The sequence below is a fragment of the Microbispora sp. ZYX-F-249 genome, from assembly GCF_039649665.1.
GTDB lineage: Bacteria > Actinomycetota > Actinomycetes > Streptosporangiales > Streptosporangiaceae > Microbispora > Microbispora maris.
The window spans coordinates 345,697-362,944 of record NZ_JBDJAW010000003.1 but is presented as its reverse complement, the minus strand read 5'-3'; the positions used below and the strand labels follow the sequence as shown (position 1 = coordinate 362,944).

The window sequence follows — 17,248 nt, the reverse complement described above, 5'->3', positions numbered from 1 at the left end:
TCACTCGCCCGGCTCCCGGAACCGTGGCGCGTCCGGCGGAGGACCGGCGTTCTCCTGGGTCAGCGCACCCAGCGTGGTGTCCTCGGCGATGGCGTGCTCGGCCTCGGCCGTGTCCTCGAGTGCGGCGACCCGCTCCGGTGGCCGCGCCCTCCGCTCCGCCTCGTCCCGGTCCCGTACGGCTCCTTCGATGGCCTCCAGCATCTCCCCGCGGCTGTAGGAGCCTTCGGGGATCTCGTGCAGAAGGGCGAGCGTCTCGGCCGGCACGTGGATGTCCGCGGCGGCGGCCGAGTAGAGGTCGCGTCGCGTGACGTGGGGACGGTCGTGGAAGATCTCGTCCACGACCTGGCGCAGCCGCTCCGTGTCCACACGGTGTCCTTACCCGCCGGTGCGCGGATCCCACGCCCCCTCACAGGTCGGCGACGAGCAGCCGGTATCCGACGTCGTACTCCTCCAGGCCGAGCAGGTCGCGGTGGCGCTCGTGCCAGCGGCCCGACTCCAGGTCGGCGGCGAGCCGGTCCAGGGCCGGCCGTACGACCGCCTGGTCGAGCTGGGCCAGCACCGACATGCCGGACCTGACCACGGGATCGAGGTAGCCCTCGGGCCTGCGCCAGTAGGCGGCGCCGAACCCGTCGGTGCAGTCGTGCGGAATGGGCACGGGCTCGACCCGCGCGCCGCCGAGCAGCCGGGCGAGATCGGCGATCGAGGCGGCGCGGGCGTCGTCCAGCGCCGCGCCCTCGGGCAGGTACTCCCTGAGGAACCAGAAGTCACGGGTGAGCTCCCGGTCCCAGGTGAGGATCACCACGCGGCGCCGCGCGACCCGGCGCAACTCGGCGATCCCGGCCGCGAGGTCCGCCCAGTGATGCACGGTCAGGAGGGCCATGGCGGCGTCGGCCACGCCATCGGCGAGCGGGAGGGCCTCGGCCCGGGCGCGCAGCACGGGGGCCGACGCCGGCGGCCGCTGGGCGATCATCACCGTGCTGGGCTCCACCGCGAGCAGGGTCGTCGGCGGCTCGTACGACCCCGTGCCCGCCCCCACGTTGACGACCGTCGCGGCGTCCCCGAGCGCGGCGGCGATCCGGGCCGCCAGCCGCGGGTCCGGCCTGCGCGCGGCGCTGTAGGTCGTGCCGATCTCGTCGTAGAGGGTCATGATCCTCAGTATCCGCCGCGCCGGGTGAGGCTGCTCAGGCGAGCCAGTCGAGCCACTCGCCGTGCGGCCCGGCCATCGCGAGCGGCTCCCCGTCGAGCGCGGGCAGGAACGCCAGCCGCCCGTCCGGCAGCCCGGCCGTCAGCTTCGCGGCCAGTGCGGGCAGCCGGGGAGAGCCCTCGTTGGAGATCCACCGCACCGGCAGGGTCCGTACGAGTGCCACGAAGCGGTCCCGCGCCTCGGCGTCCAGGTAGGGCATGACCGCGCTGTGGAGGACGACGACCGTCGCCCCGGCCGGCGCGGCGGCGACGAGTTCGGGCAGGGCCGCCTCGGCGTCCCCGCGCACCAGGCGCGGCGGGTCCTGCCGCGCCATCCGCACCGCCCCGCGCAGCCGGGTCAGCCGGTCCTCCTGCTCCGGCCACACCAGGCACTCCAGCCAGCGCACCGCCTCGTCGTCGCGTACGTCGACCGGGTCGAGATCCAGCCCGGCCCGCCACACCACCTCGGGGAGACGCACCGGCACCGGCACCCTCCCGTTCGTCCGGCAGGTGAGCAGGACGGGGCTGTCGGCCGGCCCGATCTCGGGCCCGTCGTCGTACCGGTAGCGGTACCGGTCAGGAAACAGGCACAGCCCCGCCGACGCGCCCACCTCCACGAGGGCCAGCGGCTGCGGCAACGCCGCCAGCACCGGCAGCAGGCTCGCGCAGCGGCCCGCCTCGTTGGTCTGCGTCCGCCGGGCGAGCACCGTCTCCCGCACCTCGGCCCAGTGGCTCATGACCCACTCGCGGAAGCGGCCGAACTCGTCGTACGGCCCGCCGAGGTGACGCACCGACGCGAGCAGCAGGTTCGGCTGCCGCTTCGGCTCCGGCAGGCCGTCGATCAGATCGATCAGCCCGGGATCGGCGGCGATCCCGAGCGCGAGCGCCTCGTAGACCGGGCTGTGCCCCCTGACCTCGCGCTCCGCGAAGTACCGGTACCACTCCGCCGTCTCCATGCCCGCCTCCCCAGGAACGCCCAGGGCTCCATCGAATCAGGCCGCGGCGCGCGAGCTTCCCGGAGCCGCCGGTGCGTTCACTCCGGGTCCGGCAGGTCCAGCGACGCGAGCCTGGCGGGGTCGGTCACGACCGTGATGCCGGTGATCCGGCCCCCGGCGACGGTGAACGAGATGACCGAGAGCGGTGCGCCGTCCTCGCGCCAGGCCACGATCCCGGGAAGGCCGTCGACGAGCACCAGGCGCCTCCGCGCGGCCGGGCGGGCGGACAGCCGCGCGGAGGCGGCGACCGCGGTGGCGCCGAGGGTGACGACCACACCGTCGGGAGTGTCGGCGGTCAGCTTCACGTCGGGGTCGAGCACGCGCAGCAACCCCTCGAAATCGCCGCGGCGGGCCGCCGCCAGGAACGCCTGGACCACTTCGCGCTGCTCCTGTCCCACGGCGGCCCGCCGCTCGGACGCCTGCACTTTCCTGCGGGCGCGGCTGGCGAGCATCTTGGCGGCGGCGGTCGACTTGCCGAGGATCTGACCGATCTCGTCGAACGGCACCGCGAACAGGTCGTGCAGCACGAACGCGAGCCGCTCGTCCGGCCTGAGCGACTCGAGAACGACGAGGAGCGCGAGCCCGACCGAGTCGGCGAGCGCCACGTCGTCCTCCGGCGCGGGGCCGTCGTCGGCCCTCACCACGAGTTCGGGCAGCCGGTTGTCGTAGGACGCCTCGGCGCGCGCCTGACGCGATCGCAGGACGTCGAGGCTGATGCGGCCGACCACCGTGGTCAGCCAGCCGGCGAGATTGTGGATCGTCGCCGTCTCCTGGCGGGAGAGCCGCAGCCATGCCTCCTGGACCACGTCGTCGGCGTCGGCGTGCGAACCGAGCATCCGGTAGGCGACGGCGCGCAGCCGGTCGCGCTCGGCCTCGAAGGCCTCGGTCACCCGGTCCGCGGAACTGTTGTGGGACATGTCGTTACCTTCCTCGGCTCTGCTCCGTCATGGGAGATGACGGGCCCGGACGGGCACAGGTAACCGACGAAGGAGCAGGAACAATGGAAGCACGCATGAAGAGCACGGTGAGCCCCGACGTCTTCACCGCGATCCAGCACCTCAACAGGGCGATCCAGGCCGGAGGCGCCGACCCGCTCGTGCTCGAGCTGGTCCACCTGCGCGCCAGCCAGATCAACGGCTGCGCCCCGTGCGTGTTCGCCGGGGTCGCGTCCGCGAAGAAGCACGGGGAGACCGACGAGCGGCTGCACAACGTGGTCGCGTGGCGCGAGACGCCGTTCTTCACCGACGGGGAGCGGGCGGCGCTCGCGCTGGCCGAGGCCGCCACCCGGATCCAGGACGGCGCCACGGGCGTGACCGACGAGATCTGGGACGCCGCCGCCGCTCACTTCGACGAGAAGCAGCTGTCCGCGATCATCCTGAACATCGCGCTGACCAACTTCTTCAACCGCATCAACCACACGATCCGGGAGCAGGCCGGCAAGACCTGGTGAACCGAGGCGGGCGTACGCCGGGGGGCCCTGCGATGAGCCCCCCGGGCCGTTCCCAGGTCCACAGGCGTTCGCCGTCCTCGTTGTGATCGGTGGGCAGCAGGCCGATCCGGTCGGCCACCTTCATGGACGCGTGGTGATCGGGATGGATGCGCGCCTCGATTCGGGCGACTCCCCTGCCGCGGAGCCACCCGGCCAGCGCGGCGGCGGCCCGCGTCGCGTACCCCCGGCCCTGCCAGGCGGTGCCCACGACCCACGCGACCTCGGCCCGCCGCCCCTCGTCCGTCACCGTCGCCTGGACGTAGCCGACCGCCCGGCCGTCGACGTCCCGGCGGATGATCCAGTTGAGCCACTCCTGCCGTCCGTCCGGGGACCGGCGGGCCTCGAGCGCCTGATACCGGGCGCGCAGCTCGGCCGGGGTGGGCGCGGTTCCGCCGATGAAGGAGTACAGCTCCTCCCCCGCCAGCACTCCCGTCATCTCGTCCGCGTCCCCGGCCGTCAGCGGCCGGAGCGTGAGAGGACCCGCCGCGATGGTGTCGTGCATGCCGGAAGTCTCCCCGGCCACGCGCCGTACGCCCAGCGGTTTTCCACCCGTGGATAACCGATCGATTCCCGGCGGGTCTCGCGTCCATCATGGCGGGCATGAAGCACCGCAAGGGTTCCGAGCGCTCCCGCCGGGACGCGCTGGCCGAGCTGCACGGCTCGCTGGACCGCCGCCACCGGCCGGAGGACGTCGCCGAGCTGATCCTCCAGGCGCTCGCGGGGCGGCTGACGGGCCGCGAGCGCAACGTGCTCGCCCGTGCCGCACGGCACTCCTCACGCGGCGCCGCGTGGTTCACCTCGCTGTCGGACGACTACGCGCGCCCCGTCGGCGGAGCGCGTCAGGTGGCGGTGGCCGCCCGGCTGTTCGACGGGCCGGCGGATGTGGACCCCGACGACCCCGAGTCGCTGCGGACGTACGCGAGCAGGGCCGGGCGCTCGATCGGGTGGACGCCCGACCGGAGCGACTTCCTGGCCGACCGGCTCAACCGCGAGGCCCGGGAGGCCGCCGGGATGGACCTGTCGAAGCGGCAGTACAACCGCCGGTTCCGGATGTTGCGCCGCATCGCCGCCAAGGCGGGCACCCTCGAGACCGAGCAGGACAAGCGACGGCTGCTGATCATCGGCGTCACCGGCTTCGGCGCGCACATCCCGCTGGACAGGTTCCTCGAGGACCCGGACGCCGCCTGCTTCGTGGCGTACTACACGGCGCGCCGCAAACTGCGCCGCGAGTTCAGCCTCTCCGGGCGGGACAACCCCTTCGACGAGATCGCGGACGTCCTGCTCGCCCGGTGCGGGGACGACGCGGACTGGTGGATGATCGCTCAGGTCCGGTCCACGCCCGACGTGCTGGACCGTCTCACCGACGAGGAGCGCGGACGGCTGCTCGGTCAGTGGTCGGCGGTCATGCGGCACGCCGCCCGGCTCCTCGGCGACCGGTGGCGGCCTGCCATGGACAGGGCGACGATGGTCGTCCGGCCCGGCGACGACTCCAGCACGTGGAACTCGCTGGCGGGGGCCTACAACGCCGCCCGCGCCGGGTGGCTCGCGTGCCTCGCCTCCCTGGACGCGCTCGAACTGCTGGACGTGTCCTGCCCGGGCAAGGCGATGCGGCTGATGGCCGCGGACCTGGCGGCCTGGCACCGCTCGACCGGCGGCGACGTCGATCCCGGCACCAGGGTCTGGGCCGCGCTGCCGCCGCCCTGGGATGTGCTGGACGGCACGGCGTCCTGCACCCGTGCGGACGTCGAGGCGGCATGCCGTACGGCGGGGCTGGACCCGGAGAGGTCGGGCTGGACCGCGCCCGCGGCCAAGCGCCGTGTCGCGGTGTTCCGGCCCACTCCGGAGCTGGTCCACGGGGTCGCCGTCGCCGATCCGGTGTGGGCGGCCCTGCTGCGGCGGGCCGGGGTGTTCAGCGGCCGGCCCGTCAGGCCCGATCTGGCGCCGGACGCCCTGCACGGGCTCAGGGCCGGTGTCGTGACCGGTGACCTGCCCGAATCCCGGGAGAGGGATTGAATTCCGTGGCGAGGCCGGGGAACGGTCGAGCAGACTGGAACCGGCCCCGCCGTAGTTCAGCGGTAGAACGCCCGGCTCTCTCTCCGGGTGGGCGCCGGTTCGAGCCCGGCCGGCGAGGACCTCCACAACGTGGATCATGGTGATGTGGTGGATGCCGTCGAAACGCTCGTCGCCAGGGCCGCACCGGGCCGGCGATACATGCTGTGGGACCTGTGGACCGCACTGTCGCAGGCGGCGGGCGATCGCGAGCACGCCGAGCGCGCTCTCGACGCCCTGGCGTCGGCCCCGCCCTGGCTGTGGCCCGAACTCGATTCCGCGCGGCGTGCGATGTGGTACTCGGCACCCGTGGTCGCTGCGGTGCCCGAGCCGCGCGGGCCGTGGCGCCTGCGCCGCAGGCCCCCCGTGCCGGACACCCCGCTCGCCGTGCTGACGGCGGCCTGCGCCCACGACGGTCACGAGCGGGAGCGCGCCGTCCGGCATCCGGCCATGCGCCACGATCCGCGGCTGCTGCCGATCCTGGTGATCCGGGCCGCCGACTGGGTGGCCCAGGTGCGGTCGGCGGCGGCGGACGTCCTGGCGCAGGTGCTCGCGGTGCCGACCGGCGCCACTCTGGGGACCGTCGCGCCGGTGGCCGTACGGATCGGGCAGCGGCGACGCGGCGAAGCGGTGGTGCGGATGGTCCGTGACGCGCTCTCGCGGGCGGGCGACGAGGTCCTCGCTGCCCTGCGGGGCAGCGCCGACATCCCCACCCGCCGGTTCGCCTACCGGGCCTGCCTCGACGACCGCCGCCTCGGTGAGGCGGACCTGATCCACGCGGCGCGGCACGAGGAGGACCTCGTCTCCCGGACGCTGTGCGCGGAGGCGGTCGCCGAGCTGGACCGCCCCGACCTGCTGCGGAGCCTGCTGGCCGACCGGGCGGCCCGGGTGCGTGCCACCGCGCTGACCGCCCTGGTTCGGCTGGGCGCACCGGAGCACGGGGAGCGGATGCTCGGCGACGTGTCCCCGGTCGTACGGCTGACCGCACAGTGGGCGGTCAGGCGGGCGGGCGGCGACCCGGCGGAGTCCTACCGCCGCCTGCTCGACGAGCGGCCGGGCCGCGGGTTACGGCAGCTGGTCGCGGGCCTGGGCGAGTGCGGCCATCCCGCCGACGCCTCGATCGTGCTGCCCTACCTGACCGACGAGAGCCCCCGTGTGCGGGCGGAGGCCGTACGCGCCGCGTGCCGCCTGGGAGCGCGCGCCGGCCTCGCCGCGATGCTCGTCGACCCCGCGCCGGTAGTCGTCCGCCACGTCGCCGAGGCGCTGCGCGACTCGCCCCCGCCGCCGGACCGGCTGTGGCCGTTGCTCGACGGCGGCCGTCCCCCGCACGTACGGCGGGCGGCCCACCGGCTGCTCACCCGGACGGACATGTGGAACCGGCTCAAGGCGGACCTGGTTCTCCTCACCGGACCGGACGAGCCGCTCCGCGAGCGGGCCCGCGCCGGCGTGGGCGACTGGCTCGCCCGGCAGGCGGCCACCGCGTACGCGGGACCCCCCGAGCCGCTCCGCGGCGAGCTGGCGGCGCTGGTCGAGCGGGCCCACGACGTGCTGGGCGGCCAGACCACGCACCTGCTGCGCTGGCATCTGCGACCCACGTCGCAGAATCGGTGATCAGGTCGGGATCGGGGCGACGGACTCCCGTTCGACCAGGGTGACGTCCATGAACAGCGTGCCGGGCGGCGCCGGCTCGGGGTCCCGCAGGCGTCGGATGAGGCGCCGTGCCGCCTCCGCGCCCATCTCGTAGACCGGCTGTGCGATGACGTTCAGGGCCGGGGAGACCAGCACGGTCCAGTCGAGGTCGTCGAAGGCCACCACCGAGAGCCGGTCGGGCACCGCGATGCCGAGGTCGCGGATCGCGCGATAGGCGCCGACCGTCATCAGGTTGTCCACCGTGAAGACCGCCGTGGGCGGGTTCTTCAGCGCGAGGACGCGCTTGGTCTGCTGATAGGCGGCCTCGGCGGCGTAGGTGCCGGTGCGCCGCACGAGCTCGCGGCGCACCGGCACCCCGGCGTCCCAGTGAGCCCGCAGATAACCGAGCAGCCGGGCCTCGCTCGGGCTGAGCTCGCCCAGCGACACCTCGGTTCGCGGGGTGAGGAACCTCGCCCAGTCCTGCTCCCGCGGCTGGCGCAGCTCCGCGACGATCGCGACCCGCCGGTGACCGAGGTCGAGCAGTCGCCGTACGGCCTGGTAGGCGGCCTTCATGCCGTCCACGACGACGGCGTCGGCCTCCAGGTGGTCGCTGACGCGGTCGAACAGGACCACGGGCGTGCCGCCGGTCTGCGCCTGCGCCAGGTGGTCGACCTGGGTGACGTCGGCGGGCGCGCAGATGATCCCGTCCACCTGCTTGTGCAGGAGCAGCTGGACCGCCTCACGCTCGCTGGCGAGGTCCTCGTCGCTGTTGGTGACCAGGGTGCTGAAGCCGTGCTCGTGCGCGACGTCGGAGATCCCCCGCAGCGCGCGGGCGAAGAAGGGACTCTCGATGTCGGCGCACACCACTCCGATGGTGTCGGTCCGGCCGGTGCGGACGCTGGCGGCGAGGCGGTTGGCACGGTAGTTGAGCTGCCGCGCCGCCTCCGCCACCCGCCGCCGTACATCCTCGCTGACGCTTCCGTAACCCCCCAGCGCGCGCCCCGCGGCGGCCGTGGAGACGCCCGCCAGCGCCGCCACGTCCGGGAGCGTCGCCCGCCGCGGCCTGGATGCGGTCACGGATCCTCCCTTTCCCGGTATCGGTCGCCGCCGGCGGGTTCCCGGACGTCGTCGCGTTCGCGGGTACGCCCGGGAGGCGCCGGCGGCTCGCCCATCAGCGATCCGCCGCAGCGAGATTGTAGTGATCCCGGGCGGCGCGGGCGGTGATCCGCCCGCTGCGCAGGTCGGCCTCCACGGCCTCCCTCGGGCGCAGCGCCGGGTCGCCGTATCCGGCTCCGCCGCCGGCGCGCAGGCTCACCACATCGCCCGGGGCTGCGACATGCTGCCCCTTCGCCGGGAGCGGGGTCTCCTCGCCGTCCTGCCGGATGAGGACGATCGAGGCGGACGTGCCGGGCAGGCCGCCGTCGAGCCCTTGGGGGGCGTGACCGGGGTCGCTCTGCTCGGCCTCGGAGAGGAACTGCATGGGCTCGTCGGAGATGTTCCGGTAGTCGGCGCGGATGCCGAGGCCGCCCCGCGTGCGTCCCGCACCACCGCTGTCGGGCACCAGCTCGTAGCGCTCGACACGCAACCGGTAGCTCGACTCGATGATCTCCGCGGGGATGATCGCGCAGTTGGCCATGTGGACGTCGACCGCGTCCGCGCCGTCGTGCGCCGCGGTGGCGCCCGCGCCGCCGGCGACGTTGGCGAGCAGCACGACGCCGTCCCCGGTCTTCGGCGAGGCCGACTCGCAGATCAGCACCGGCCAGCCCACGAACCATTCGGACGACGCGCGGTGCGGCGCCGCCGGGGCGAGCGCCCGGGTCATGACGGACGCCAGCCGCTGGGAGGCCAGGTGCCGGTCGCCGACCGCGGCGGGGAAGATCGGGTTGACCGCCGAGCCCTCGGGGGCGTGGATGGTCACCGGCTCCATCGACCCCTCGTTGAACGGCACGTCGTCGGGCAGCAGGCATTTGATCGCGTAGTGCACGACCGACCGCGTCGTGGACGTGGGGATGTTCATGCCGCCGGGCATCTGCGGGTCGCAGCCGGAGAAGTCGACGTACGCGCCGTCGCCCTCGATGGTGACCGTGACGGCGAGGCGGACCGCCGCGCCGGGATTGATCCCGTCGTCGTCCAGCCACCCCTCGGCCTGGTACGTCCCGTCGGGCAGCGCCGCCAGCTCGGCCCGGGTGCGCTCGGCCGTGTAGCCGATCAGGTCGTCGATGGCCGTGACCAGCGTGTCGGTGCCGTACCGCTCCGCGAGCCGGGCGAAGCGGCGGGCACCCGAGCGGGCGGAGGCGACCTGGGCGCGCAGGTCGCCGTGGTTCTGCTTGGGGTGACGGGTGTTGGCCGTGATGATGTCGCGGACGTTCGGCTCGGGGACGCCGCGCACTTCCAGCTTGACCGCCGGCAGCATGACGCCCTCGTAGAACGCGCTGCGGCTGGTCGCGGCCGCCGTGCCGGGCACGACCCCGCCCCAGTCGGCGTGGTGCGCGATGGCGCCGGTGAAGCCGATGAGCCGCTCGTCGTCGTCGAAGACCGGGACGAACAGGTTGAGGTCGTTGGTCTGGCAGGCCCCCAGGTAGGGGTGGTTGCTGAGGAAGACGTCACCGGGGTGGATGTCGTCGCCCCACTTGTCGAGACAGGCCCGCAGCGCGGGGGACATCGAGGCGAGCAGCGTCGGGATGTCCAGCGCGGCGGCGAGCAGCCGGCCGGACCGGTCGAAGACCGCGCAGCTGTAGTCGCGCATGTCCTTGACCACCACGCTGAGCGCGGTGCGGCGCAGCGCGGTGCCCATCTCCTCCGCGATGGTCTCCAGGGCGTGCCGGATCACCTCGGTGGTGATCGGATCGGTTCGTCTCGTGCCGGAGCTCATGCCGGGGTTCATGCCGGGGTTCCCTTCACAGTCAGGACGAGGTTGCCGTCGCCGTCCACCCGCACCCGCGCGCCGGGCGGCACGACCGTGGTCGCCTCGCGCTCCTCGACGATCGCCGGGCCGCTGAACGCCGCGCCGGGCGCGAGGTCCGCCCGCTCGTACACGTCGGTGTCGACCCAGCCGGTCCCGCGGAAGCAGACCCGCCGTACGGAGGCCGGGGCGGGAGTGGAGGACCCCGCCACCGCGGTGGGGGCGGCCGTACGCGGCAGCACGCCGTGCACCTCGACGCCGACGGCGACGAGCTCGACGCGGGCCTCCTTGTCGCTGTGCCCGAACTCGAACTCGTGCTGGGCGTGGAAGCGGTCGAGCGCCTCGGTGAGGCTCTGCGCGTCCACCGGGCCCGGCCGCAGCAGGACCTCCACGTCGTTGTCCTGCCAGGCGTAGCGGAAGCGGGCCAGCCGGTTCTCGATCCGGCCCGTGGTGAGCGACTCGACCCGGGACAGGCGGTCGCGGGCCCGGTCGAGCAGGCCGGTGAACAGCTCCTCGATCCGCTCCGGGGTCAGCGTGTCCACGGGGGCGTCCACGGTCAGCGAGAAGTCGTACTTCAGGTCGGAGGTGGCCAGGCCGAGCGCCGAGAACGTGCCGGGGTGCCGCGGCACCAGGACGGTCCTGATGTCGACCATCTCGGCGACCGACAGGGCGTGCATCGGACCGGCCCCGCCGAAGGGCAGCAGCACGAAGTCGCGCGGGTCGTAGCCGCGGTTGACGCTGACCACCCGGACGCCCCTGGCCATGATGGCGTCGGCGACGTCGAGGATGCCCAGCGCGGCCTCCTCCAGGCCGATCCCGAGCGGCTCGGCGACGTGCGTCGCGACCGCCCGCCTGGCGGCCTCCACGTCGAGGGTCATCTCCCCGCCGAGGAACCGCGCGGGGTCGACCCGGCCGAGCACGACCTGGGCGTCGGTCGTCGTGGGCCGGGTGCCGCCGCGTCCGTAGCAGGCGGGGCCGGGGACGGCGCCCGCGCTCTCCGGTCCCACGCGCAGCAGCCCGGCGGCGTCCACCCGGGCCAGCGACCCGCCGCCGGACCCGATGGTGTGGATGTCGAACTGGGCGACCTGCAGGGGCCGCCCCTCGAACTGCGACGACCGGTCCAGGCGCGGCCGGCCCTCGTAGATGAGGCAGATGTCGGTGGACGTGCCGCCCATGTCGAAGGTGATCTGGTTGGCGTACGCCGGGTTCTCCGCCACCCGGGCGGCGGCGAGCACCCCCGCCGCGGGGCCGGACAGCACCATCTTGTGCGCGGCGGCCGAGGCCTCCGCCGCCGACATGACGCCGCCCGAGGACTGCATCACGAAGAACGGGCAGGTGACCTTCTCCCGCTCCAGGCCGTCCTCGACCGCCGACAGGTAGCGCGCCACCAGCGGCCGCAGCGCGGCGCTGATCGCGGTGGTCGACGCCCGGGGGTACTCCTTGATCTCGGGCGCGACCTCGGAGGAGACGGCCACGTGCAGGCCGGGCACCGCGGCGGCGAGCCGCTCGGCCAGCCGGCGCTCGTGGCCGGGGTTGCGGAAGGAGAACAGCAGCGTGACCGCGCACGCCTCGGCGCCGCTCGCCGCGACCTGGGCCACGACGCGGTCGATCTCCTCGTCGGTGAGCGGCGTGACGACCTCGCCGAGCCGGTCGACCCGCTCGTCGATCTCGAAGACCATCTCACGCGGGATCACCGGCTCCGGCTTGACGACCCCGAGGTCGAACAGCGCGGGGCGCAGCTGCGTACCGATCTCCAGGACGTCCCGGAAGCCGCGGGTCACGATCAGCGCGGTGGGCGGGAGCTTGAACTCCAGGAGGGCGTTGGTGGCGACGGTGGACCCGTGCGCGAACATCCGCAGCGCGCCGGTGTCGACGCCGCGGGTGCCGCGCGCGGCGCGTACGCCGTCGAGCACGCCGCCCGCCTGGTTCTCCGGAGTGCTGGGGACCTTCTCGACGAGGACGCGTCCGTCGTCGCCGATGACCACGACGTCGGTGAAGGTCCCGCCGACGTCGATTCCGAGGCGTTGACTCACTGCTTTCCCGCCTTGTAGAAGTACGCGCTGACGGCCGGGTCGTTCATGTTCTCCTTGGTCGCGACGACCGCGTCGAGGCTGACCGACTGCGGCTTGGTCCCGTCCTTGAGGTAGGCGGCCAGGTCGGAGACCGCCCTGACGCCCATGTCGCCGGGCTTCTGGATGATCAGCGCGGAGACCAGGCCGCGCTTGAGCAGGCTCACCTCGTCGGGCGAGGCGTCGAAGCCGACGATCTTGACCTGGTCGCTCTTGCCCGCGGCCTGGACGGCCTGGGCGGCGCCGAGGGTGGGGTTCGTCCAGTTGGTGAAGATCCCGGCGAGGTCGGGGTACCGCTTGAGCACCGCGCTGACGGTGCCGGCGATGGTGGTGAGGTCGGTGGCGTCGTAGCGCTCGGCGACGTACTCGAGGCCGGTCTGCTTCAGCCCCTCCTGCCATCCCCTGAGGCGGGCGTCAGTGCTGGAGGTGCCCGGGGTGTAGCCCTCGAAGGCCACCTTGCCCTTGCCGCCGAGCAGCTTGTCCATCGTCTCCGCGGCCAGGCGGCCGGCGGCCTCGCCGTCGGAGGTGACGGTGGCGAGGCGCGCCGACGGGTCGGCGACGTCGGCGTCCACCGTGATGATCGGGATGCCCTGCGCCATGACCTGCTTCATCGGCGCGATCATCGCCTTGGCGTCCAGGGCGGACATGATGATCCCGTCCGGCTTGCGGGCGGCCACGGACTGCAGGAGCTGGGTCTGCGAGGCCACGTCGAGGGTGGACGGCGCCTGCCAGCTGAACTCGAAGCCCTGCTTCTTCGCCTCGGCCTCGGCTCCGGCGACCAGGGTGAGGTAGTAGGGGTCGAACTGGTCGTTGAGCAGCATGACGATCTTCTTGCCCGCGGCGCTCTTGCCGCCGCCGGCGTCGTCGGCGGACGAGGACGTGCCGCAGCCGGCCAGCAGGCCGACCGCCAGTGCGCTCGCGGCCAGGACGGGGATGGTTCGCTTCATCGGGTTCCTTCGGGGTGTGGAGCGAGGGCGAGGGCTGTGGAGCGAGGGAGAAAGGTCATGTGCGTTCCTGGGCGCGGATCTTGACCTGGTCCACGTAGACGGCCACGAGCAGGACGACGCCGACGGCGACGTTCTGCCAGAACGGCTGGACGTCCATGATCACGAAGCCGCTCTGCAGGACCGCCGGGATGAGCGCGCCCACCACGGTCCCGGAGATGCGGCCCCGTCCCCCGAACAGGCTCGTCCCGCCGATGACGACGGCGGCGATCGCCGACAGCGCGTCTCCGGAGTGACTGGTGATCGACGCCGTGCCGAAGCGCGCGACGTCGAGGACGGCCACGATCCCGCACAGGGCGCCGGTGCCGACGTAGAGCAGGATCATGTGCCGCTTGACGTTCACGCCCGAGCGCCGGGCCGCCTCCAGGTTGGCGCCCATCGCGTACGTGTGCAGGCCGAAGCGGGTCTTCGACAGCACGACCCAGAAGACCGCGGTGACCACGGCCGCGATCACGATGGACCACGGGATGATCCCGAACAGCTTGCCCAGGCCGAACGACGACTGGAAGGGCAGCGGCACGTTCTGCACGTTCTGGCCGTTGGTCCAGACGCTCGCCAGGCCGAGCACGATGCCGCCGGTCGCGAGCGTCGCGATGAACGGGGGGATGCGCAGCTTGACGGCGAGCACCCCGTTGACGGCCCCCCAGCCGACGCCGACGAGCAGGCCGCAGACGATGGCCACGGTGATCGCGATGCCGAGGTTGGGATAGTGGAAGTCGGCGGCCTGCGCCGCCGTCCCGGCGAGCGCCCCCATCACCTTGGCCACGACGACGGCCGAGAAGATCGTGATCGAGCCGATGGACAGGTCGAGCCCGCCGGCGATGAGCAGGAACGTGATGCCGCACGAGAGGATGAGCAGCTGCGACGCCGTGAGCAGGATGGACTCGGCGTTGCTGAGCGACAGGAACGTGCCCGCCGGGGTGACGATCGAGAAGACCGCCACGATGGCGATCAGCAGGAGCAGGATGGTCGCGTCGGACAGCCGCTGGGTGCGCGGCAGGGCCCTCCTGCGTGCCCTGGCCGGCGGCGTGGCCGGCGGCTTGGCCGGGGAAGCGAGATCGGTCATCGGGGTTCTGCCGCCCTTTCCTCGGTCGGGCTGAGCGTGTCGGCGCCCGTCATCGCCCTGATCAGGTCGGTCGAGGTGACGTCGGACATGGGCGCGGTCAGGACTCGCCTGCCGAGCCGCAGGACCGTGCAGCGGTCCGCGACGCGGAAGACGTCGGGCAGGTTGTGCGAGATGAGCAGCACCGGCAGGCCCTTCTCGTCCCGGATCCGCCGGATGAGCTCGAGGACCGATTCGGTCTGCGCCACGCCGAGCGCCGCGGTCGGCTCGTCCATCATGATCAGGGCCGAGCCCCACATCGCCGCCCTGGCCACCGCGACGGCCTGCTTCTGCCCGCCCGACATCGAGCCGACCTCGGCGCCCAGGTCCTGGATCTTCGAGTTGAGCCGGCGCAGATGCGTGGCGGCCTCGGCCCGCATGGTCTTGCGGTCGACGAACCCCAGCCGGCCCAGCAGCCCGGGGCGGGAGGGCTCGCGCCCGAGGAAGAGGTTGGCGTCCGGCGGCAGCGTCGGCGCGAGTGCCAGGTCCTGGTAGACCGTCTCGATGCCGGCCGCCTGGGCGTCCCTCGGGCCGGTGAACCGGTGCGGCACGCCGTTGATCTCGACGGTGCCCTCGTCGGGCGTCACCGCTCCCGCGAGCACCTTCACCAGCGTCGACTTGCCGGCGCCGTTGTCGCCGAGCAGGGCGTGGATCTCCCCGGGTGCGATGTCCAGGTCGACGCCGCGCAGCGCCTCGACGTGGCCGTACCGCTTGCGCACGCCGCGCACCCGCACAGCGAGGTCGGCGCTGTCCTTCATGAGGTCTCCTCCGGTGGGTAGAGGGCGTCGAGATCGGCGGGGTAGCCGTAGCCGCCGTGGTGGCGGCAGACCGAGGCGGCGTAGGCCGCGGCCCGCGCCATGGCGACCTCGGCCGGGGCCACGGGCAGCGCGACCAGCAGCTGCGCCGCGAAGGCGTCGCCGGCGCCGAGCGTGTCCACCGCCTCGGTGGGAACCGCCGGCTGCCACACTGTACGGTCCGCCGAGGCGAGCAACGCCCCCTGATCTCCGCAGGTCACGACCACTTCGCGGGGTCCGAGAGCGAGAACGGACGCGGCGAACTCGGCGCACTCGGGCCGGTCGAGCCGGGCCCGGGAGAAGAAGGCGACGGCGACCGAGGGCAGCAGGTCCCGCGCGTACTCCATGTCCTTGTAGGAGAAGTCGAAGGAGACTTTCGTGACGCGGGCGATGTCGGGCAGCTGGTCCTCGACCAGGCTGGTGTGTCCCGTGTGGACGAGGTCGAACGACGCCAGGTAATCCAGGTCCGCCGGGCTCAGCCGCAGGTCCTCGGTGGGCGGGACATAGTCGACGAAGGTCCGGTTCCCGTCGGCGTCGAGCTTGACGTCGGCCCGGGGGGTGGGGTGGCCGCCGTACCGGGACCAGCGGGCCTCGACGCCCTCGGCGGCCAGGCTGTGCCGTACGAGGTCGCCCGCGGGGTCGGACCCGATCGAGCCGAGGTAGGCGGCCTCGGCGCCGAGGCGCCGGGCGTGGACCGCGACGTTGCAGGCGCTGCCGCCGGGGAAGACGAGGCCGAGGTCGAGATATCTGTCGACGACGTTGTCGCCGACGCCGCACAGCCGCATCTCAGTACGCCATCTTGTGCATGTAGCGCCGCTCGTCGAGCGAGTGGCCGGTGACGGACTCGTAGTGGTCGGCCAGCCGGGTGGCGAGGTTGGCCAGCACCGGGGCCGACAGCTCGGGCCGCGCCGCGGCGGGCACGCCGGGCAGTTCGAGGGCGGCCGAGTCGAGCGTGTAGACCCGGGAGGTCACCTTGGGGGCGAAGGCGGCGACCCGGTCGGCCATCGCCTGGGTGCGGTCCTCGCTACGCAGGAGGATGAGCGGCGCGTCGCCGACCACCATCTCGAACGCGCCGTGGAAGAAGTCGCCGGACGCCACGCAGACCGACTTCTTCCACTGCATCTCCATCAGGTAGCAGACCGAGAGCAGGAAGGCGACGCCGTACACGTTGCCGCCGCCGACCACGAAGGTCAGGTCGGCGTCGGCGGTCTCCCGTGCGATGGTCGCCGACAGCTCCTCGTGCGCCTCGGTGGCGACGGCGAGCGCGTCGGGCAGCGCCTCGTAGCCGCGCCGGAGGGTCTCGTAGTCGAGGTCGGCGCCGTCGGCCCGCAGGAGTTCCTGCACGAGCTGCCCCAGCAGGACGTGCTTGGCCGCCGTGATCGTCTTCTCGCTGTGGTAGGTGAACGCCGCGTCCCCCAGCTCGCCGAGCGGGTTGTCGTCGTCGGTCGCCACCGCCACGACGTACGCGCCCGCCTCCTTGGCCAGGCGCGCGGCGGCCACCGTCTCGGGGGTCGCGCCGGAGTGGGAGGAGGCCACCACCAGCGAGCGCTCCGACAGCCGGGGCGAGGGGGACGCCAGGAACTCGGCGGCGTTGATGTTGTGGCTGACCAGTCCGGTCGCCGACGCGGACAGGGTCGCGTGCGCCGGCACCGAGGAGGCCCAGGAACCGCCGCAGCCGAGGAAGAACACGTCCGTCACTCCGGCGGAGGCCGCCTGCGCCGCCACCTTCGCGGCGACGCCGCGCTGGTCGACCGCTCCCCCGATGACCTCCCTGAGCTGGGGGTCGATGGGCCGCAGGCCGGTATTCGAAGTCATGGGCACTCCGCATGTAGAACGTTCTCACTGACCGGCGAACGAACGCGTAGAACGTTCTCACCGGGTTGATGAGAAGGTTCTCAACCCTGCCGGGGAGCAGTCAAGAGGCAACGGCGAATTTGACTCGGCCGACCGACTTCTTGTCACGTGGCAGGACCAAGGTGATGTCGATCACATAAAGGAATCTTGTCGACATACCGGCCCGCATGGAGATTTAC

At 73.1% G+C, this 17,248-nt stretch carries 16 protein-coding genes and 1 tRNA gene; 4 read left to right on the top strand and 13 right to left on the bottom strand.

Going from position 1 to position 17,248, the window contains the following annotated elements; translation table 11 throughout:
* The 4 genes from AAH991_RS06225 to AAH991_RS06210 form a co-directional block, all read right to left on the bottom strand.
* A complete protein-coding gene (locus AAH991_RS06225; protein WP_346224766.1) occupies positions 1-366 on the bottom strand; it encodes a hypothetical protein in 366 nt (121 codons plus the stop codon).
* Positions 367-406: 40 nt separating this feature from the next.
* Positions 407-1,147 (bottom strand): class I SAM-dependent methyltransferase, encoded by a 741-nt coding sequence (locus AAH991_RS06220; RefSeq protein WP_346224765.1) that lies wholly within the window; start codon positions 1,145-1,147, stop codon positions 407-409.
* Between the two features lie 34 nt (positions 1,148-1,181).
* A complete protein-coding gene (locus AAH991_RS06215) occupies positions 1,182-2,138 on the bottom strand; it encodes a DUF2332 domain-containing protein (protein ID WP_346224764.1) in 957 nt (318 codons plus the stop codon).
* Between the two features lie 77 nt (positions 2,139-2,215).
* Positions 2,216-3,094 carry a sigma-70 family RNA polymerase sigma factor gene (locus AAH991_RS06210; RefSeq protein WP_346224763.1) on the bottom strand — a complete coding sequence of 293 codons (879 nt, stop codon included), beginning with the start codon at positions 3,092-3,094 and terminating at the stop codon, positions 2,216-2,218.
* Between the two features lie 83 nt (positions 3,095-3,177).
* On the opposite strand from AAH991_RS06210, the gene AAH991_RS06205 reads away from it, so the two are divergent.
* A complete protein-coding gene (locus AAH991_RS06205) occupies positions 3,178-3,627 on the top strand; it encodes a carboxymuconolactone decarboxylase family protein (RefSeq protein WP_346224762.1) in 450 nt (149 codons plus the stop codon).
* On the opposite strand, the gene AAH991_RS06200 is transcribed toward AAH991_RS06205, so the two are convergent.
* Positions 3,587-4,168 (bottom strand): GNAT family N-acetyltransferase, encoded by a 582-nt coding sequence (locus AAH991_RS06200; protein ID WP_346224761.1) that lies wholly within the window; start codon positions 4,166-4,168, stop codon positions 3,587-3,589. The genes AAH991_RS06205 and AAH991_RS06200 overlap by 41 nt on opposite strands.
* A 98-nt stretch (positions 4,169-4,266) precedes the next feature.
* On the opposite strand from AAH991_RS06200, the gene AAH991_RS06195 reads away from it, so the two are divergent.
* The 3 genes from AAH991_RS06195 to AAH991_RS06185 all read left to right on the top strand — a co-directional run bounded on the left by AAH991_RS06195 (position 4,267) and on the right by AAH991_RS06185 (position 7,326).
* Positions 4,267-5,679 carry a hypothetical protein gene (locus tag AAH991_RS06195; protein ID WP_346224760.1) on the top strand — a complete coding sequence of 471 codons (1,413 nt, stop codon included), beginning with the start codon at positions 4,267-4,269 and terminating at the stop codon, positions 5,677-5,679.
* Between the two features lie 45 nt (positions 5,680-5,724).
* Positions 5,725-5,798, top strand: a tRNA-OTHER gene (locus AAH991_RS06190).
* Positions 5,799-5,826: 28 nt separating this feature from the next.
* The gene (locus AAH991_RS06185) at positions 5,827-7,326 is read left to right on the top strand and encodes a hypothetical protein (protein ID WP_346224759.1); all 1,500 of its coding nucleotides are present in this window, start codon (positions 5,827-5,829) and stop codon (positions 7,324-7,326) included.
* On the opposite strand, the gene AAH991_RS06180 is transcribed toward AAH991_RS06185, so the two are convergent.
* The 8 genes from AAH991_RS06180 to AAH991_RS06145 form a co-directional block, all read right to left on the bottom strand.
* Positions 7,327-8,421, bottom strand: a complete 1,095-nt coding sequence (locus AAH991_RS06180; RefSeq protein WP_346224758.1) for a LacI family DNA-binding transcriptional regulator — start codon at positions 8,419-8,421, stop codon at positions 7,327-7,329.
* Positions 8,422-8,515: 94 nt separating this feature from the next.
* Entirely contained in the window at positions 8,516-10,228 is a 1,713-nt protein-coding gene (locus AAH991_RS06175; RefSeq protein WP_346224757.1) for a hydantoinase B/oxoprolinase family protein, read from the bottom strand.
* Positions 10,225-12,279: a hydantoinase/oxoprolinase family protein gene (locus AAH991_RS06170; RefSeq protein ID WP_346224756.1), complete on the bottom strand. Its 2,055-nt coding sequence runs from the start codon at positions 12,277-12,279 to the stop codon at positions 10,225-10,227. The genes AAH991_RS06175 and AAH991_RS06170 overlap by 4 nt, the downstream gene beginning before the upstream one ends.
* Positions 12,276-13,262 carry a substrate-binding domain-containing protein gene (locus AAH991_RS06165; protein WP_346224755.1) on the bottom strand — a complete coding sequence of 329 codons (987 nt, stop codon included), beginning with the start codon at positions 13,260-13,262 and terminating at the stop codon, positions 12,276-12,278. The genes AAH991_RS06170 and AAH991_RS06165 overlap by 4 nt, the downstream gene beginning before the upstream one ends.
* 55 nt (positions 13,263-13,317) lie before the next feature.
* A complete protein-coding gene (locus AAH991_RS06160) occupies positions 13,318-14,385 on the bottom strand; it encodes an ABC transporter permease (RefSeq protein ID WP_346224754.1) in 1,068 nt (355 codons plus the stop codon).
* Positions 14,382-15,179: an ATP-binding cassette domain-containing protein gene (locus AAH991_RS06155; protein ID WP_346224753.1), complete on the bottom strand. Its 798-nt coding sequence runs from the start codon at positions 15,177-15,179 to the stop codon at positions 14,382-14,384. Before AAH991_RS06155 ends, AAH991_RS06160 begins: the two co-directional genes overlap by 4 nt.
* On the bottom strand, positions 15,176-16,000 hold the full coding sequence (locus AAH991_RS06150) for a PfkB family carbohydrate kinase (protein WP_346224752.1): 825 nt from the start codon (positions 15,998-16,000) through the stop codon (positions 15,176-15,178). The genes AAH991_RS06155 and AAH991_RS06150 overlap by 4 nt, the downstream gene beginning before the upstream one ends.
* A 1-nt stretch (position 16,001) precedes the next feature.
* Entirely contained in the window at positions 16,002-17,030 is a 1,029-nt protein-coding gene (locus AAH991_RS06145) for an SIS domain-containing protein (protein ID WP_346224751.1), read from the bottom strand.
* Between the last annotated feature and the right edge of the window lie 218 nt (positions 17,031-17,248).

What these genes read in the sequence shown, in the direction of transcription:
- AAH991_RS06145 (WP_346224751.1), bottom strand. Translation starts at nt 17,030, where the DNA reads ATGACTTCGAATACCGGCCTGCGGCCCATCGACCCCCAGCTCAGGGAG.
- AAH991_RS06175 (WP_346224757.1), bottom strand. Translation starts at nt 10,228, where the DNA reads ATGAACCCCGGCATGAGCTCCGGCACGAGACGAACCGATCCGATCACC.
- AAH991_RS06150 (WP_346224752.1), bottom strand. Translation starts at nt 16,000, where the DNA reads ATGCGGCTGTGCGGCGTCGGCGACAACGTCGTCGACAGATATCTCGAC.
- AAH991_RS06210 (WP_346224763.1), bottom strand. Translation starts at nt 3,094, where the DNA reads ATGTCCCACAACAGTTCCGCGGACCGGGTGACCGAGGCCTTCGAGGCC.
- AAH991_RS06195 (WP_346224760.1), top strand. Translation starts at nt 4,267, where the DNA reads ATGAAGCACCGCAAGGGTTCCGAGCGCTCCCGCCGGGACGCGCTGGCC.
- AAH991_RS06220 (WP_346224765.1), bottom strand. Translation starts at nt 1,147, where the DNA reads ATGACCCTCTACGACGAGATCGGCACGACCTACAGCGCCGCGCGCAGG.
- AAH991_RS06200 (WP_346224761.1), bottom strand. Translation starts at nt 4,168, where the DNA reads ATGCACGACACCATCGCGGCGGGTCCTCTCACGCTCCGGCCGCTGACG.
- AAH991_RS06215 (WP_346224764.1), bottom strand. Translation starts at nt 2,138, where the DNA reads ATGGAGACGGCGGAGTGGTACCGGTACTTCGCGGAGCGCGAGGTCAGG.
- AAH991_RS06205 (WP_346224762.1), top strand. Translation starts at nt 3,178, where the DNA reads ATGGAAGCACGCATGAAGAGCACGGTGAGCCCCGACGTCTTCACCGCG.
- AAH991_RS06155 (WP_346224753.1), bottom strand. Translation starts at nt 15,179, where the DNA reads ATGAAGGACAGCGCCGACCTCGCTGTGCGGGTGCGCGGCGTGCGCAAG.
- AAH991_RS06165 (WP_346224755.1), bottom strand. Translation starts at nt 13,262, where the DNA reads ATGAAGCGAACCATCCCCGTCCTGGCCGCGAGCGCACTGGCGGTCGGC.
- AAH991_RS06160 (WP_346224754.1), bottom strand. Translation starts at nt 14,385, where the DNA reads ATGACCGATCTCGCTTCCCCGGCCAAGCCGCCGGCCACGCCGCCGGCC.